The organism is Bilophila sp. 4_1_30, assembly GCF_000224655.1.
GTDB classification, from domain to species: domain Bacteria; phylum Desulfobacterota; class Desulfovibrionia; order Desulfovibrionales; family Desulfovibrionaceae; genus Bilophila; species Bilophila wadsworthia.
This window is the reverse complement of sequence record NZ_JH114236.1, coordinates 53,321-70,744: the sequence shown is the minus strand read 5'-3', so window position 1 is coordinate 70,744 and position 17,424 is coordinate 53,321. Positions and strand designations below refer to the sequence as shown.

General features: G+C 61.0%; 13 protein-coding genes. All 13 read right to left on the bottom strand.

What is annotated here, in order from left to right; all coding sequences use genetic code 11:
* Positions 1 to 290: type II secretion system major pseudopilin GspG (gene gspG / locus HMPREF0178_RS18765; protein ID WP_009369144.1), on the bottom strand; the 290-nt coding region annotated here is incomplete at its 3' end.
* A 53-nt stretch (positions 291 to 343) separates the two neighbouring features.
* Positions 344 to 1,384, bottom strand: a complete 1,041-nt coding sequence (locus tag HMPREF0178_RS18760) for a general secretion pathway protein GspK (protein WP_009369143.1) — start codon at positions 1,382 to 1,384, stop codon at positions 344 to 346.
* Positions 1,371 to 2,078, bottom strand: coding sequence for a prepilin-type N-terminal cleavage/methylation domain-containing protein (locus HMPREF0178_RS18755; protein ID WP_232281331.1), 708 nt, complete (start codon positions 2,076 to 2,078; stop codon positions 1,371 to 1,373). Before HMPREF0178_RS18755 ends, HMPREF0178_RS18760 begins: the two co-directional genes overlap by 14 nt.
* Complete coding sequence (locus tag HMPREF0178_RS18750; protein WP_009369141.1) at positions 2,056 to 2,406, bottom strand: type II secretion system protein; 351 nt, start codon at positions 2,404 to 2,406, stop codon at positions 2,056 to 2,058. The genes HMPREF0178_RS18755 and HMPREF0178_RS18750 overlap by 23 nt, the downstream gene beginning before the upstream one ends.
* Positions 2,403 to 2,882 carry a type II secretion system protein GspM gene (gspM, locus tag HMPREF0178_RS18745; RefSeq protein ID WP_009369140.1) on the bottom strand — a complete coding sequence of 160 codons (480 nt, stop codon included), beginning with the start codon at positions 2,880 to 2,882 and terminating at the stop codon, positions 2,403 to 2,405. The genes HMPREF0178_RS18750 and gspM overlap by 4 nt, the downstream gene beginning before the upstream one ends.
* Positions 2,879 to 4,417, bottom strand: a complete 1,539-nt coding sequence (locus HMPREF0178_RS18740; RefSeq protein WP_009369139.1) for a hypothetical protein — start codon at positions 4,415 to 4,417, stop codon at positions 2,879 to 2,881. The genes gspM and HMPREF0178_RS18740 overlap by 4 nt, the downstream gene beginning before the upstream one ends.
* Before the next feature lie 11 nt (positions 4,418 to 4,428).
* Positions 4,429 to 5,364, bottom strand: a complete 936-nt coding sequence (locus HMPREF0178_RS18735; protein WP_009369138.1) for a hypothetical protein — start codon at positions 5,362 to 5,364, stop codon at positions 4,429 to 4,431.
* Positions 5,365 to 5,451: 87 nt separating this feature from the next.
* Entirely contained in the window at positions 5,452 to 7,167 is a 1,716-nt protein-coding gene (gene gspE / locus HMPREF0178_RS18730) for a type II secretion system ATPase GspE (RefSeq protein ID WP_009369137.1), read from the bottom strand.
* 4 nt (positions 7,168 to 7,171) lie between these two features.
* A complete protein-coding gene (gspD, locus tag HMPREF0178_RS18725) occupies positions 7,172 to 9,148 on the bottom strand; it encodes a type II secretion system secretin GspD (RefSeq protein ID WP_232281330.1) in 1,977 nt (658 codons plus the stop codon).
* Between the two features lie 4 nt (positions 9,149 to 9,152).
* Positions 9,153 to 10,013: a type II secretion system protein N gene (locus tag HMPREF0178_RS18720; protein WP_009369135.1), complete on the bottom strand. Its 861-nt coding sequence runs from the start codon at positions 10,011 to 10,013 to the stop codon at positions 9,153 to 9,155.
* Positions 10,014 to 10,015: 2 nt separating this feature from the next.
* Positions 10,016 to 11,257 (bottom strand): type II secretion system F family protein, encoded by a 1,242-nt coding sequence (locus HMPREF0178_RS18715; RefSeq protein ID WP_009369134.1) that lies wholly within the window; start codon positions 11,255 to 11,257, stop codon positions 10,016 to 10,018.
* A 59-nt stretch (positions 11,258 to 11,316) separates the two neighbouring features.
* Positions 11,317 to 14,148, bottom strand: coding sequence for an amidohydrolase (locus HMPREF0178_RS18710; RefSeq protein ID WP_009369133.1), 2,832 nt, complete (start codon positions 14,146 to 14,148; stop codon positions 11,317 to 11,319).
* An 85-nt stretch (positions 14,149 to 14,233) separates the two neighbouring features.
* Positions 14,234 to 17,062, bottom strand: coding sequence for an amidohydrolase (locus HMPREF0178_RS18705; RefSeq protein ID WP_009369132.1), 2,829 nt, complete (start codon positions 17,060 to 17,062; stop codon positions 14,234 to 14,236).
* Positions 17,063 to 17,424: the final 362 nt, after the last annotated feature.

Below are 17,424 nucleotides of genomic sequence, written 5' to 3'. Positions count from 1 at the left end.
CCGTTGGCCGGGTAGTTCTTGGGCGTCTTGCCGATGGCCGGACGGGTGACGAGCGCTTCAAGGCCCTGTTCCGTGGACGGATAGAACCCGTTGTCGAGATAGAATTTTTTGACCGCCGTGGACAGGTTTTCGATCTGCATCTTGGCCTGCACCACGCGGGCCTTGTGGGGCTCGTCCATGAATTTCGGGGCGACGATGGCTCCGAGGATCCCCAGAATGACGATGACGATCATCAGTTCCAGCAGGGTGAACCCGCCGTTGTTCCGTTGACGGATGTGTCCGTTGTCCATGTTTCTCCTCCTGTCGGGCGCAAGTGTGCGTATCAGAAGCCGGGCGGCGTTCATTAATGCACGGCCCGGTATTCCCACGTGACATATTCGTGTGTGACCCATCCCACCGAAGTGAGCGTGTTTTTCCGTGCCCCCTGCTGTACGGTGAGGTTGAGCCTGTACCAGCGGCTCCGCACGTCGAGGCAGCCGTTGGGAAGGGCCGGGACGTCGTACGCGGAGAGCAGATCCTTATACCAGTTTTCCCCCAGATCGTTGTCGGGGTTGTCGCGGTAGTGCTGGACCGCGTTGACGAAGGGCCGCGCCTGCCGTTCGTCGCGGACGAGCGCGCTGAGCACGGCGGGTTGGAGCGTATTCATATTCATGGGACCCTGCGTCCAGATAGTCAGGGTTTCCAGCAGGCCGGGCAGTTCCTTCGTTCCGCGCAGGACATCCCGTCCCCATTCCTGTTCGACGTGAGGCCAGCGCACGAGCAGGATTTCCTCGGGTGCCAGCAAGGGGCGTCCCGGCGGCAGGTAGCGCGGCGTCTGCGTGAGATACCATTTCAGGGTGTCCTGGTCCGTTTCCGTTTGCCCGCCCCATTGACGGAGCGAATCCACGTACTCTTTGGCAAGCGCGAGGGCGTTGTCCGGCCCACCCGCGTAACCGTGCACGCGCATGAGCCCGGCCAGCAGCCGCGTGAGGATGTCGGCGAATGCCTCGGCACGGGCGCGATCCGCCTCGCGTTCGTAGAAAATGGCGTTGATGGGAAAGCGGCTGTTTTCGTCCTCGATGGAGCCCGAAAGGTCCGCGCCCGGCAGTTCGGCGGAAAGCCGCTCCAGCCCGAGGCCGAACAGTCCCCAATCCTCCCGCACGTGATCCGGGGTTCCCGCTTCGCTGTTCCGGGTGAGGACCGCCGTGGCGAGGCGTTCGCCGGACTCCATGAGCGGTTTGGCGGCAAGGATGGAGCGGGTGGATGTGGACATGGCGTGATCGAGCAGGATATCACGGCTGAACTCCACGGTCAGCACGGAAAGCCCGGTGAGCACGAACAGCACCAGAATGAGCACCGCGCCCCGCCGTTTGTCCTTGAAGAAGGTTCCCCTAGTTCCGCACATGGGACCTCCGGGGGAAAACGGGGACGACAAACAGTTCCGGCTGTTCTTCCTCTTCCCTGTGCAGGGTAAACCGGATGGCTTCCGGTACGGCCTCAGGAGGCAGCGGGGAAGGCCAATCCTCGACGAATTGCGTCTTGGCCGAATAGAGGGCCACTTCAAGCGACTTCACATTGCGGACAAGCACCAGCTCGGACCACGGGAAGTCGCCTTCCACGCCGCAGTAGGCCCGCTCGCGCCGGATGAACGCGGCTGAACGGTTGCCGTTGCGCAGGACGTATTCCACACATACCGGGCCGGGCAAGGGGGTGCCGGGCATGTCCGCCAGATGTGAACTGGTGGCGAAAGACAGCAGCACTTCGTCGTCGGAGGGCTGCGGCTTGTCCGTCTCGGTGAGGCGGTAGAACGCGTCGGACGAGACGATCGGCTCGCGCGAGAGCGGGGGGAGGGTGGAGCGTTTGTCGTCGATGAGGCACAACCCGGCGATGTCATTGTCGAGGATGCCCCAGAAGACGCGTTCGCTTTCGCGTTCAAGGACGCGGTTGCGCACGGTTTTTCCGTTGTCCATGACCATGCTGTAGGTGCTGAACAGCACCATGCCGATGACGGCGGTGAGGGTCATGGCGATGAGCAGTTCCACGAGCGTGAAGCCGTACATGCCCGTCGGTGGCGGGTTATCGCGGGAGGATGTATTCAAGCAGCAGCTCCCGGGAGGACGTCCCACGGTTTTCCACAAGCCGGAATTCGAGGCGCTTGCCCTCCATGCACCGCAGGGCGATAAGCTTTGAATGCCATTCCACATCAGGGTATTCCGGGGACAGGGTTCCCCATTGATCGAGACTGTCCGGGGACTCCCGGAGCATCTGGATCATCTTGCCTCTTCCGGCGCGGAGTACTCCGTCCTCCCATCCCGTTTCCGCAAGTTGCGTCAGGCTGTCCCCGCTGACGCGGACCGCGAGCAGGGCCACCGTGCTCAGGATTGCCAGCGCGATGAGCACTTCCAGCAGGGTGAAGCCCCGGTTCATTGCGTGCCTCCGGAAAGGGAAACGGTCATGTCCATATCCAAAAGATTTTTGGCCGATCGCCGGAACGTGAGGTTTTCGACGCGGACGCCGGGGTGCGATTCCAGTGCGTGCAGCCATTGCACCCCCTGTTTCAGGTAGAGGCCGGCAAGGCGCATCTCGATGCGTTCGGAGCCGTCGTTTTCCTTGCGGGCCGCCGGGCGGAGGGCCTCGATGCGCCGGGACAGGGACAGGCGGTCGGCCTCCTTGTTGACGAGGCTGAACAGGGAACGGTTTTTCGCCGGGGCCGCCGCGTTCGATTGGGACAGGCGGGCGTAGTCGTCTGTCAGAAGCTGCATGGAAAGATGGCGCTGCCGGGCGCGTTCGGCGCGTGAGGCGTTGTCGGCGCGATATTCGAAGGCGGGCAGGATCACCCATTGGACCACGCCGAGAAGCGCTAGTCCGCCGAGGCCGAGCAGGAGAGGACGGGACACGCTCATGACTGGCCTCCCTCAAGGGCAAGTTCGATTTCAAAGATGACCGCGCCCGACGGTGTACTCGGTTCGGGCTTGCCGGTACGGTTGGCTGCACTGAGGATTTTGGCCTCGCGGACGCCGGGGAGTCCGGACAGGGCTACGCGCAGGGCGTTGACCTGCTCATAGCTCGCGGCTGTTCCGCTGAGCCCGCAGCGGCGGGCGTCGAGGCTCAGGCGGTCGAGGCGGATGTCGAGGGAGTCCGGCACGGCGGCGTGCATGTCCTGCAGCAGATGGAGGGCCGGGAATGTGGCGTCGTTCTCCCCGCCGCCGCGCAATCCGGCAATGCGGTTTTTGAGGATGCTCTCCATCTGCACGGGGTTGAACGAGCCGCGCACGTCGGGGAGCGCCTTGCGGAACAGGGAGCGGGCGGCGTCCTCATGGCGCACGGCCTGCTGTCCGGCGGCGTATCCTTCCGCCCAAAGGGAGGCGAGGCAGGCCGCGCCCACGGCAAGCGCGCCGCAGGCCGCCCATGCCAAACGCCTGCCGTGTTCGCTGGAAAGATGGCCTCCCTTCGGAGGACGGTGGAACGAAGGGAACAGGGGCGGACGCCACGGGGCCGGGAGCGGCATGGAGGCCGCGCAGAGAGCCAAAAGCCGGGAGGGATCGGTCTCTCCGAGCCGGGCCACCTGACCGGCTAAGGGGACTTCTTGACCAAGCACGGAAACGGGCAGCTCGAAGGCCTCGGCGAAACGGGCGGACGCGCCGTTTCCGAGAAAGGCTTCACCATAGGCAAGAAGGCGATCCGGTACGAAAGGCGTCCCTTCCAGTACGAGGGACGTTTCGCGCCGCAGCCGGTCGGCTAATCCGCGCAGAGCGGCGTTTTCCTGTTCGGATGAAGAGATGTTGAGGCCGGCGGCGTCCGTTTCGGGGGTCCAGCCAACCGGGATGGCCCGGATGCGCCGGATGGTGCCGTTGTCGAGCAGGGCCACGGCGGAGCATTCGCGCTGGACGTACAGGAACAGGGCTATTCCATGTTGTCTGGACGGCAGATTCACGAGTAACGGGAACGGATCAACGGTAACGAGGCGGGGGAAGAGGCCCTCCGCTTCGAAGGCGTCCAGCCATGAGCCCAGCTCGTCTTTTCGGAGGGATACGCTGATTGCCTGTGCGCCGCTTTTATACCCGGCAGATGCGGCGGCGTTTCCGGTCAGACAGACGCGGTGCGCGAGCGTGTCGGCGTCAAAGGGAAATTCGGTTTCGAGCAGCAGGGAAAGCGCCTGCTCCACCTTGGCCCGCGAGCGGAAAGGGAAGGCCCAGTCCCGGAACAGCATGGTTCCGGCGGACAGGCACACGCGCACGTCGTCCGGCCGCTTCAGGCCCGCCGCGGCCAACCCGTCGAGCAGGGAGCGGAGGCCGGAGGCCACGGCCTGCGGCGTCAGATCGGCGCAGGTGACGCGGTGCAGATACGAAACCTCACGGCTTTTCAGCCCGACGCGGCACAACGCGCCCGTGAGCTCAGTCCCGGACTGGAGGATGATGAAGCTGTCCTTGGCGATCATAATGCCTCCGGTCAGGGCTGCACGTCAAAGGAGGGACGTCGGAAGGTATCCCGGATGAGTACCCGGACTTCGCCTTTGTCTTTGAGGGATTGGAGCGTCCGTTCCGGCATGAGTTCCTCCCGTACCTGTTCAAGCGGGATGCGCAGGGCGGACTGCACGTCCATGCGGCTGGCGGGGAGATCGCGTGGAACGAGGGTGATCTGCCCTTGGACGGTGCACGCGAGCATGGGGCTCCGCACGGCGAGTTGATGCAAGGTCAGCCGCTCCTTTTTCCAGCCGGTTTCCACTGTGCCGTCCAGTTTGTCCAAGCGGGAACTCTTGAGCATGGGCAGGCTGAGATCCGCCACGCCCCCGCGCAGGGAGAGGTTCAATGAGCCTTCGCCTGCAAGCGGCTCGGGCCGCCCGTTCAGAAGGGGCAGGTCGAGGGTTGCGGAACCATCCAGCTTGCCGCTCCGTATCTGCACGAGAGACGTTTTGCCCATGAATGGCCTGAGCAAGGGCTCGATGCCGACCCCGGAGAGGGATGCCCGCACGGCGAGCCGTTCGGGGTTCCAGAGCGAGGACGGGATCACGGTCGCAGCCAGTCCGCCCCCGGCGATGTCGGCGTCGAGGGATACGCCAAGTGGAAAGACGGTCAGCCCCGCCCGGACATTGCGGAAGGCCAACGGCTCCGAGGCGTTCGGCGGCTGCACCGTCAGATCGGCGATTTCCAGCGCGGGCGGAAAGAAAGACATCTCCGGGCGGCTCATGTTCACTTGTACGCCGGGCAGACGCCCGCACCATTGGCGCAGGCCGACCACGCTGAGCTCGCGCATGTACAGCGTGCCGAGGAACAGGCCGTACAACAGCAGGCCGAACAGAAGATAGAGCCCCCCCCGTACCAGCGAGGCTCGGGAAGGCGGAGAAGGAAGCGCGAAAAGCAGCCTGTCCAGCAACGTCCGCATCATATGACTGACCCGTATGGCAAATATGTTTCGCTGCGGGCTTCATGCGGAGGCGTCGCGTCGCGGCGGTGGGACGTATCGTTCATTTTGCTACTCATTGGTAACTCTCGCTACTTCGGTAAGCGAGGTCAGCCCCGCGATCACTTTCAACATGCCGTCGTGCCGCAGGTTGCGCATGGCTTCGGACAGCGCGCACGCCCCGAGCACGTTGGCGTCGGCCTTATCCACGATGAGCCGTTTCAAAGCGTCGCTCACCGGCATGATTTCATAAATCGCCATACGGCCCCGGTATCCCGTGTCCAGACAGTCCGGGCAACCTTTGGCCCGGTAAAGCGGCTGGCCGGACCGGTAGGCGGAGCGGGCGCCCCCGAGTTTTTCCAGCTCCTGCTCATCCGGGAGATAGGGCTCCCGGCAGTGCGGGCAGAGCATACGCACGAGGCGCTGCGCCACCACGCCGCGCAGGACCGAGGAGAGCAGGAACGGTTCCACGCCCATGTCGAAGAGGCGGGTGACTGCGCCGGGCGCATCGTTGGTGTGCAGGGTGGAAAAGACGAGGTGCCCGGTCAGTGCGGATTGCACGGCGATGGCGGCGGTTTCGGCGTCGCGGATTTCGCCGATCAGGATGACGTCCGGGTCCTGGCGCACGATGGAGCGCAGCCCGTCGGCGAAGGTCAGCCCGATTTTGGGATTGACCTGTATCTGACCCACACCTTCCAGTTCGTATTCAACAGGATCTTCGATGGTCAGGATGTTCTTGTCCGGCGCGGTCAGTTCCTGAAGCACGGCATAGAGCGTGGTGGTCTTGCCGCTGCCGGTGGGGCCGGTGACCAGCACGATGCCGTGCGTGATCCCCACGAGGGAATGCATGAGCTGCAGGTCTTCCCGGCTGAGCCCGAGTTCGGTGAGGGAAAGCACGCGCTCGCTTTTTTCGAGCAAACGGAGCACCACGCGTTCGCCGAAGGACGTGGGCAGGGTGGACACGCGCAGCCCCGCCTGACGCCCGCCGAGGGAAATGGCGATGCGCCCGTCCTGCGGCAGACGCTTTTCCGCGATGTTGAGTTTCGCCATGACCTTGATGCGCGACACCACGGCGGCGTGATGGGCCTTGTTCAGGGTATGGCGTTCATAGAGCACGCCGTCCAGCCGGAAGCGTACGCGGGAAACGTCGCGGTAGGGTTCGATGTGGATGTCGCTGGCCCCGGCGCGCACGGCCTGCGCGAGGATCATGTTGACCAGCCGGATGAACGGGGCTTCGCTGCTGTCCTCCAGCAAGTCCTCCACCGCGTCTTCGTTGAATTCGTCGATCGCATTGACCGAATCGCCGAGCACGTCCGAAACGCTCCCTTCCGAGCGGGTGGACTCTCCGAAAATCCGGTTGATGATGTCCGTGATGTCGTCTTCGCGGGCAAGCACGGGGTATTCAAGCCGTTCGCCGAGCAGCATCCCCAGCTCTTGTGCGAGAAGCCAGCCGGACGGGTGGCAGATCGCCAGCGCAAGTTTGCCGTCCTTGTCGCGGACGGGCACCACCTTCTGTTTTCTGAGCCAAGGCAGAGGAACCTTGCAGACGCGTTCGGCGTCCGTGGCCCAACCGGAACCTTCCTTGTCCATGAGGGCTGCGAGCCGCAGTTCACAGGGCATGGCATGGCGCGCCGCCGCGGTTTCCAGATACTGGTTTTCGTTGATGCGCTCCGCCTCGTACAGCGCCCTTTCGAGCGGGAGGCCCAAAGCCTCCGCGTTTCGTGCGCAGGCCTCCAGTACCTCGGGATCGAGGTTAAGGCGTTCCAGCAATGATGTGAGCGTCTTCATGGCGTCAGTTCACGAAAACAGGTTTCAACAGCTTGGGCTTGCTCATGATCGGCAGGCCGAGGCCGTCATGGCCCACACTCGTTTCATGCAGTACGAGCTGTTTTTCGCGGGTAAGGTCGGCGGAGTCGGCCGCGTTTCTGATGACCTTGGGCGTGATGAAGATGAACAGGTTGGTCTGGGTCGACTTCTTGTTGCGGGATTTGAACAGCCAGCCGAGCACGGGGATGCTGCCGAGCCCGGGGACTTCGCTCTGGTTGTAGGTCTTCTGATCGTCGAGCAGGCCGCCGATGACCGCCGTCTGGCTGTCCTGCAGCAGGATGGTGGTCTTGACCAGGCGCTTGCGGGTGGTCGGGGCGACGAGCTGGTCGCCGTTGGTGAGGGTGATGAGGCCCTGCGTGACCCGGCTGACTTCCTGCTCCACCTCAAGGCGGAGCGAGCCGTCGTCGCTGATGCGCGGGGTGATTTTGAGCTTCACGCCCACGTCCTTGTAGTCCATGGACTGGGTGGTGAAGTCGTTGTCGTTGCGGGTGGTGCTCTCCTTGGTGAAGGGGATGTTGTCCACGACCTCCACGCTGGCCTCCTCATTGTCGAGCGTGAGGAGCTGCGGGGTGGCGAGCACGTCGACGTCGCTGTTGCCCCTGACCGCGTTGAGGATGGACTGGATGTTGTAGCTCGTGTTGCCCACGGTGATGGCGTCTTTCAGGATGGCCCCGATGCTCACGCCGGCGGGCAGGGATACCGTCTTGTTGGCTCCGCTGGAGCTCAGGGAAACGGCTCCCCCGTTCAGGCTGACCCCGCCGACGATGGCGGCGTCCCCGGTGTTGCCTCCGATGGCCCAGTTGATGCCGAAGGAGAAGGACGCCTCGCTGCTCACTTCCATGATCAGGGCTTCAATGAACACCTGCTTGCGCACCACGTCGAGCTTGGCGACGATGTTGCTGAGGGCTTCGAATTCGTCCGGGCGGGCGGTGACCACGAGGCTGTTGGTGGACTTGTCGGCCACCACCTTGATGTCCTTGGAGAGCACGGTATCCGGCTTCTGATCTTCCGTTCCGGCGGCGCGCTGGCGCTCCACGAGCGTGTTGATGACCTGCGCCAGATCCTCGGCCTTGGCGTTGGACAGCGAAATGAGGTGTACGTCGCCCTTGCCCTTGGGGGTGGGGATATCCAGAGAGCCGACCGCGTCACGCGCCATGCCGATGGCTTCGGGATCGCCGTAGATGAGCAGGCTGTTGGTGCGTTCGTCGGCCAGCACGAGGCTGACGGTGGGGCGGCCCTTTTTGGCATACTCCTCATCCCGGCTTTTGAGGATTTTGGCGAGCGTGGCGGCCAGCGTCTTGGAATCCCCGTATTGCAGGCCCAGCGTGGCGGAGGTGCCCGCCGTATCGCTGGCTTCCACCTGTTCGAGGAAGGCCATGGCCTTGGCGACGTTGGGGGCCGGGGCCGTCAGCGCGAGGGTGTTCGACGGGGTATAGGCGGAAATGGCGTAATCCTTCCCGAGCAGGGAGGGAAGGATTTTGGCGAGCTCGGCGGCCACGCCGACTTTCAGGGGTACGATCTGCGTGACCACGGTTTCCAGCTCGGAACCCATCTTGCGGCCCACGGCGGCGTCTTCGCCCTGCCCGAGGCCTTCTTTCAGCGGGACGATCTTGTAGGCAGTGCCGCTCTTCTGCACCGCGTACCCCTGCACGCGCAGGATGGAAACGAAGGTTTCGAAGGCTTCATCCGGGGAAATCTTGACCGGGGAATAGACGGTCACCTTCCCCTTGACCGTGGGATCGGTGATGAAGTTCCGGCCTGTGGCTTCGCTGATGTACTTGATGAGGGCATGAATGTCCGCATCCTTGAAATCCAGCGTCAGGCCGCTTTCTGGCTCGGCCCACGCCGGAGCGGCGGACGGGAAACCCTGCGCGCAGAGCAGGGCGAGGAACAGGATGGAGACACGAAGGGCCGTTGCCGCTTTGCAGAACGAATCGAACATGGCATCAACTTTGTACATCATACCGGATGATGGTTTTTTTCCCGTTGCGCAAGACTTCGAGCGTGATGGCGCTCTTGTCGGCCAAATCTCCGAGCCCGCCCAGATCGCCGAATCCCCTCAGGGGCTTGCCGTTGGCCCCCAGCAGAAGGTCGTCTTTCCTGAGTCCGAGCTCCTCTATGTAGCTTCCCGACTGCATGTCGAGGATGCGTAACCCCTGATAGCCGCCCACGGTCTGCGGAGAGACGGAGACGGCGCGCATCAGGGACCCGACATCGCCGAGCTCCTCCCGCAGCCGGGCGCGGCTCACGGTCTTTTGTTCGTCGGGTTTGGTATCTTCCTTTTGAAGGATAGGGTCCTCGCTCATGAGCAGCCGCTCTTTTGATCCGCCTTTGGCGACGACCACGGTGCGGCGCTGCACGAGGGCGATTTTCCACCCTTGTATCGTGTCTCCTTCCCTGTAGGGCTGTTCCGCTCCGTTCACCTGAATGACGGCGCGGCTGGCCTTGCCCGGCCCCGTGTTCACGATGGTCCCGAGCAGTTTCCAGCCCTGCTTGCTGACGGGCAGCGCGTCGATGCCGTCGGCGGAAAGGCGTTCGTTTTCTTCGCCGGAATCCGCATCCGTACCGCCTTTTAGGGAACGGCGGGCCTCGGGTGGGAAGACGGAGACCCCGAGGAGATTGCGCGCGGTGATGCCGTCGAAGGCGGCGAGCGGCTCGGGCGCGGCAGCGGCGTTTTCCGCAAGCCGGGAGGCGGAGCCGGATGTTTCGAGTGCTGTCTCGCGCAGGGCGAAGGTCGCCCGGGCAAGGAACCACGCGATCAGCGCGATGCAGAAGAGGGAGAAGAGTGTGGTTAAGCGTCTGGACATGGTCAGCCTGCGAGGGTGCTCATCTCAAAGATGGGCAGGATGATGGCGATGACCACGAAGCCGACGATGCCGCCCAGCAGGAGGATCATAACCGGTTCCATGAGGGACGTGACGACCTGAAGACGCGAGGCGACCCGGTTTTCGCTGTCGTTGGCGACCCAGAGCAGCATTTCGCCGAGCTGTCCGCTCCGTTCTCCGGCGGCGACCATCTGGCGGGACAACGGCGGAAAAACAAGCGGATCGTTCATGAATTCAGAAAGATCCCGGCCCGCCTGTACGCCGTCGATCATGTTCTGGATGGCCTGGGCCATGAGTTTGTTGTCCGCTACGGATTTGACGATATGCAGGGCCTTGAGCAGGGTGACGCCGTTTTTAAGGAGCATACCGAGGGTGCGGGTCATATGCCCGACGATCAGCGGGCGGTAGATGCCCGCAATGCCGGGCAGACGCAGCAGCAGGCGGTGGGCATACCGCTTGCCTCCTTCGGTCCTGCGCATCCGCCAAACGCCGATCATGATGCAGAGGACGAGGAGCAGGATGATCCACCAGCCGGATCGGATGCCGTCGCTGACGGCCAACAGGATCTGCGTGGGCACGGGAAGCGCGCGGCCCATGTCCGAGAAAATCTGCGTGACCTTGGGGATCACGAACGTCAGCAGGAAGATGACGACGCCGATGCCCACGAACAGCATAAGGATGGGGTAGGCCAGCGTAGCCTGTACCTTGCGCACCAGAGCGACCTGCTGTTCGATGTGCTCGGCGAAGCGTTCAATCACGAGTTCCAGCGTGCCGGAGGCCTCGCCCGCCCGCACCATGGTTACGAATGTCGACGAGAAAACATTGGGGAATTCCGCCAGCCCGTCGGCGAGATCCCCTCCCGCCATGATCCGGTCGCGCAGACGGGAAACGATGCCCTGCATCCGGGAGACGTCGTCGTGTGCGCAGATGCTCGCAAGGGCCTCGTCGAGCGGAAGGCCCGCGTGCAGCAAAGTGGCAAGCTGGCGGGCCATGGCGGCGACGGCCGTCTTGGGGACGGGGTGGAGCGATTCAAGGATTTTTTTGAAGGAGCTCTTGGAAGAAGGCATTCCCGGATTGGCAACGGATGCAGACGCGGATTCGACGGAGAGCGGCACAAGCCCCTTTTCGCGTACGGACGCGATGGCCTGCCGTTCGGTGTCAGCCTCCACCACGCCGCGCACGGTTTTACCCTTTGCGGAAATGGCCTTGTAGCAAAAATTCGCCATGAAACCTTGAGTGGGAAAGGAGCCCCCACGCGGGAGTGGAGGCCCCTTTTCAGCAGATGTTATTGTTCGTTTCGACGGCGCAGCACGCGGATAGCGGCTACGGCCGACATGCCGAGGAACAGGACCAGAAGATCATACGAAGGCGTGGAGCCGACGGTACAGCCGCTGCTGCTTCCGCCATCGTCGTTTGAAGAACCGGAATTGCCGTTATTGGGCAGGGGGCCCGTCGTGGCGAGAGAAACCGGATCCTTGATCACGCCGTCAGCGGGCTCGATGTCAAACGTGGCATCGTTATCAGCGATGATAAAGAAAGCCATGTAGGTATGATCCATTTCCAGAACGTCTGCCGGGGCGAGAGCCTTCGTCGGTGCCTTGATGTCGGCGACCCACCACATGCCGGAAGCGGTAGGCAGCTCATCGGCGGACGGCTTACCGTAGGCATACGGGGCGGTCTTATTGGCGTACAACTTGTGCAGGCTCAGCTCACCCACCGTGGCCCCGTTGCCGAGGAAGTTCATTTGGAAAACGGCGCTCTTGCCGGCGGTTGTTTCAGCCGTGAACGCAAACGTACCAAGGCGCTTGCTCCCCTTCGGCAACGGAGCGTAATCCTTATCGGCCGTGGCATTGTCGATGCTCGTACCGTTGAAGGAGAGTACGCTTGTTCCGTTGGGTTGGTCATAGCTCGGCGCAATCTGCATGGCGAAGGTTTCGGAGTCGGGCAGAACACCGTATACCGGCTTGTCGCCTACGATGGTGGTCGTCACGCGCATGGAAGCGATGGTGGCCGGATCGATTTTGAAAGGATCCTGATCCAGGATGGTAAAGTCGGCGAACTTCTCGGGAGCGATGGAGCCGATTTTATCTTCCATGTGGTTCTGATATGCGGGGACGATGGTGATCGCGTGGAGGGCCTGCAACACATTGACCCGCTGGTCATAATTCCAGAAAGCCTTCTGGGTGCCGTCCTTGGTTTCGGGATACATGGCAACGGCGTCGAGATCCTTGCCTTCGCCACTGATCAGCGTACCGCCCTTGCCCAGAGGCGTGGGGGAAGAAATGCGGGTGATCGCATCCTGCATACTGCGGAGCGGAGAGATAGGGGTGACCGTCGTGTCGTTGTGTACGGAGAACGGCAGATCGTAGGCAGCACTCCAGCCGCAAGGATTCATATTCTTGGCGCGGCCGGGACCCATGAATATTTCCATGTGGCGGTCGCCCCAGTAGAATGCGTGGTTGACGAAGTAGGAGTTGACGAGATTCTGTTTCCTCATCAGTTCCCCGTCCTGAAGGGCGGCGCGGAGAGCCGGATCCACGGCGGTGCCACTCAGCTCCGTATACATATCTTTCGTAGCATCAAGCTTTGAGTAGTCGCCGACAAGACGTTCGATGTGCTGACGTTCCATCATCTGTCCGTGAATGGCGCAATCCCGGGTATCCGTGATTCCGGGATGAGCCGCAACGGCCTTTTCGAGAGCGGTCACGTAATCTTCGGCGGCCCAGCTTCCGTTGGTGTGCACTTCGACGGACTGGTTGGCGGCATGGTAGATGTCGATGGTCTTTTCAAGGACTTCCTTGGAGAAAGTCGTGGCGTTGGGCATACCGTTGTAACCCTTTTCATACCCGCCATATTCGGGGTCATAATACCCGGGGGTTTTGAAGTACCCCGTATACCCCTGGTTGGAACCGTCGTAGATGATCTTCCACGCACCCATGAAAAAACGGTTGGCAGGCAGTCCTTCAGGCGCTTTGCCGCCCATCTGGGCAGAAACGCCTTTGAGGCTGAGGCTCGTTATGTCGGAACCTTTCGCGGGTGAGTCGCCGGGATCAGAATACTCGTCACCCTTCCAGCCGAGAACCATTCGGTTGATTTTGCCGATTTCGGCTGGGCCATAGGCCATATACGCGAAGGGGTGGACGACGACACGGGGTTCAAGCACGCCACGCTGGAGGGCCACTTGGATTTGATTCAAGGCGAAGCCGACGGTACCGTATTCGGTAGGCATAGCGAGCACGGCCCCGCCCAGATCGGCGGTAGTCACACCTGCGGCGGTATATACCTGTGAAGCGCGGGCAACGCTGCGGACGGATTTGTCGGTGATGTCCGGGCTGTTATTCTGTGTTGCCGCATTCAGAAGGCCCATCGCTTCGGTTTCGGCGCAGACACCGGTAAAATCCCATCCGTCAGTTTTTTTCAACGTACGGACGCCGATGTAGGGCTTGCCGTCACGCACGTAAACGCCGTCTTCACCGATATCGCCGCGTTTGAAACCGGCCAGCTTGAAGGCCAACGAGTTCCCCGCATTGATATGGTCCGATGTGTGAACGATGACAATCGGATGTTTTGTGCTAGCTTCGTCAAGATCTTCCTTGGTGGGGTAACTCTTTTCCGCCACCAACGTATCGTCGAACCCCTTACCCGTAACCGCTTTGCCTTCTTCCGTTTGGGCGGCCAGTGCGGCGAGGACGGGGATATAATCCTTAATGCTTGTCATGGTGCCGATGGGCGGACTGTTCAAATTCGCTTGGAACAGGTCGAGTTCACCTTGTCCGGGAAAGTGTCCATGACCGTCGACAAAGCCGGGCAACATCGTTTTACCCTTGAGATCCACAATCTTGTTCACGTTGCTGGCGTTGAGGAAACCTTGGGCTTTGGCTTCCGACTCACTGCCTACGAAAACAATCTTTCCATTCAACGTAGCGACAACTTCAACCGTGTTGGGGGTGTTCAGCTGCGACGGTTTGCGGAAATCTTCCGTTACAGTGTAAATAGTACCGTTATGGTAAACGGTATCGGCCTTTTTATCAGCCGCGCGCAACTGCATACCTCCGCCAAGAACCAATGCTATAGCTGCTGCAAAACAGAAAGCATATTTCGAGGTTCGGTTTTTCATAGTCGCTCCTCTTGTAACAAATCATTGCTGGGTATACTGGAGAGAGGAGCCCCCACACGGAGTGGAGGCTCCTTTTCAGCAGATGTTATTGTTCGTTGCGACGGCGCAGGACGCGGATAGCGGCTACGGCCGACATGCCGAGGAACAGGACCAGAAGGTCATACGAAGGCGTGGAGCCGACGGTACAGCCGCTGCTGCTTCCGCCATCGTCGTTTGAAGAACCGGAATTGCCGTTATTGGGCAGGGGGCCCGTCGTGACGAGAGATACGGGGTCCTTGATGACACCAGGGGTATCGTCGGCATCGAACGTGCCGTCGTTATCGCCGATCACGAAGAAGGCGATGTACGACTTGTCCATTTCCAGCTTATCCGCTTCGGTCAACGGAACGGTGGGGGCGGCCATATCGGCGATCCACCAGTGACCGGAAGTGGAATCCAGCTGTTCGGGAGCGGGCTTGCCGTACGTGTACAGATCCGTGGTCGTATCATGGAGCTTGTACAGCTTGAACTCAGCCACGGTAGCGTCGTTGCCGAGGAAGGAGAACTGGAATACGCCGCTCTTGCCTTCGGTGATGTTCGCCGTGAACTGGAGGGTGCCGAGGCGCTTTTCACCCTTGCCTATGGCTCCGTAGTTCTTTTCGGCCGTAGCGTGATCGATCTTGCTGGAGCTGAGGTTGCTGACGGCAACGCCGTCGGCCTGACCGTAGCCCGCGTTCACCAAGCTGACAAAAGCGTCGGCGTCGGGCAGGAAACCGTGGACCACGTTGTCACCGACGACGGTCGTGGCGACGCGGATGTCCTGGATCTCCAGCGGAGTGGTCGCGGCCACCTCGATGGGGTCTTGGTCAAGGATGGCGAAGTCGGCCAGCTTGCCTTCTTCAATGGAGCCGACCAAGTGTTCAATGTGATTCTGGTAGGCCGGGGTGACGGTCACCGCGTGGATGGCCTGGAGTGGGTTGAGGCGCTGATCGAAATCCCAGAATTCGCGTTCAGCACCGCCCTTCGTTTCAGGATACATGGCCTTGGCGCTCAGATCCGTGCTGGAACCAGTGAGCACCTGCCCGCCGGTGCTGGTGCGGGTCACGGAGGACTGAATACTGCGCAGGCCGGAAATCGGGGTTACAGGGCAATCGTTGTGGGACGTGAAGTGGTGGCCGTATGCGGCGGCCCAACCCTGCGGGTTCTGCTGCTTGCCGCGTCCGGGGCCCATGTAGATCTCCAGATGGCGATCGCCCCAGAAATAGGTGTGGTTGATGAAGTACGACGAAACGAGGTTCTGATCCTTGATCAGCTTGCCGTTTTGGAGGGCGGCGCGCAGGTCGGAAGCCGTCCATGCCTTTTTGTTCGCGTCGATATCCACTCCGCCGTCCTGGCGGGCGGTACCGCTGAGATCGCTGTACATGTTCGCGGTTGAATCCAGCTCGTCATACTTGCCGATGGAGCGTTCGACGATTTGGCGTTCTTCCATCTGTCCATGAATGAACGTATGCCGGAGGTCTTTGACCGTCGGATGGTTGGCCACAGCCAGTTCGATGGCGGTCATGTAGTCTTCCGCCGCCCAACTGCCGTTGGTGTGGGTTTCAACGGGCTGGTTGTTTTTCGTGTAAAAATCCATGCTGGCGATGAGCTTTTCCCGCGAGAAGTTGAGCGTGCCGTTCAGTCCCAGCAGATCGTTGGGAGCATTGGGATCCGGCTTACCGGTGACGGGATCGTTGGGGTCGTTGTTCCCCTTGTCCCAATAGCCGGGATGCTTGAAGTAACCGGTATATCCTTGGTTCGAACCGTCATAGATTTGCTTCCATGCGCCGAACAAAAGATAATTTTCGGGAAGCGTGGACGGATCGTTTTTGCCAGCAACGAAACGGCTGAGGTCATCGCCAACCGATGGAGACGCTCCCGTCGGAGTGTCGTCCAATGGATCTGAGGTTCCCTTCGTATCCCATTTCAGCAACTGATGGTTCAATCCACCGACGGTCAAATAGGTCAGGGGATGCAGGATTACGCGTACTTGGAGATCCTTCTCTTGGACGGACCCCTGAAGCGCGGGAAGCGCGTTCAACATGCTCGCACCCTGGTCAGCGGTGGTTACGCCGGCGGCGGCATAGGCCTGAGAGCCGCGCGCGGTGAGCTGGAGGCTTTCCTCGGGCTTGAGGGCAGGAGCGGTAACCAGCCCCATAGCGTCCATCTCGAACAGCATACCGGTCAACCTGCCGTTCTTGATTTCCACACCGTCGACTTTTTTGCCGTCGGCCTTGATGAAATCGTTGCCGACCACTTCACCCTGGGGCAGGATGATGGTGTCGATGATATAAGAGTTCACCGCCTTCATATGTCCGGAGCTGTGCGTGGCGACGACGGCATGTGTCGTGCTGACCTTGTCCAGATCATCACGGTTCGGGTGACGTTTTTCCGCGATTACGGAGTCGTCATAGTTGGAACCCAAGACCCATCCCCCGGCCTTAGTGTTGTCGGCCTTGACCTTGAGCAGTCTGACCAGATCGTCCATATTGACGACAGGGCCGAGCGGCGGGCAGTTCAGGTTAACGTTGAACAGATCGATTTGGCTCTCGCCGGGAAAATGGCCGTGTCCATCCACGAAGCCGGGCAACATGGTCTTGCCGCGCAGATCGACGATTTTGTTGACCTTCGCCGCATCAAGATAGCCTTGCGCTTTGGCGTCGGCTTCCGAGCCCACAAAGACGATCTTGCCATTCAATGTTGCGACAACGTCAGCTTTTTTGGCATTTGCGATGTCTTTGGCTTCTTGTGCCGTTTCCGCAATGGTATAGATTTTACCATTGTGGTATACTGTATCGGCAATTTTGTCCGCAGCATACAATTGCATACCGCCGCCGAGAATCATCGCCATGGCCGCCGCGAAAGACAGAACTTGCTTCTTTGCACGGTTTTTCATGAACATTCCTCCTGTAAAAAGTTGACATTGCCGGGCGCATCCTGCTGGTTCCTTTCCCCGATTCGGATAGCAGAAAAGCGTATTTCCCGGATTTCGGGTAACAAAAAGACCAGCGATGCGCCTCACGCACACTGGTCTTTTGGCACGAATGGATAGAGCGCTTGACTCTAGGAGGGAGATCGAAAAAACGGCATCCCTTAAACAAAGGAATGCCGTACAAAGAGGCTGACGGATTGCAGAGGAAAGTTACGCTAGACCAGAGAGAGAGAGAGAGAGAGAGAGAGAGAGAGAGAGAGAGAGAGAGAGAGAGAGAGAGAGAGAGAGAGAGACGACGAGAGACGTACGACGTACGTACGTACGTA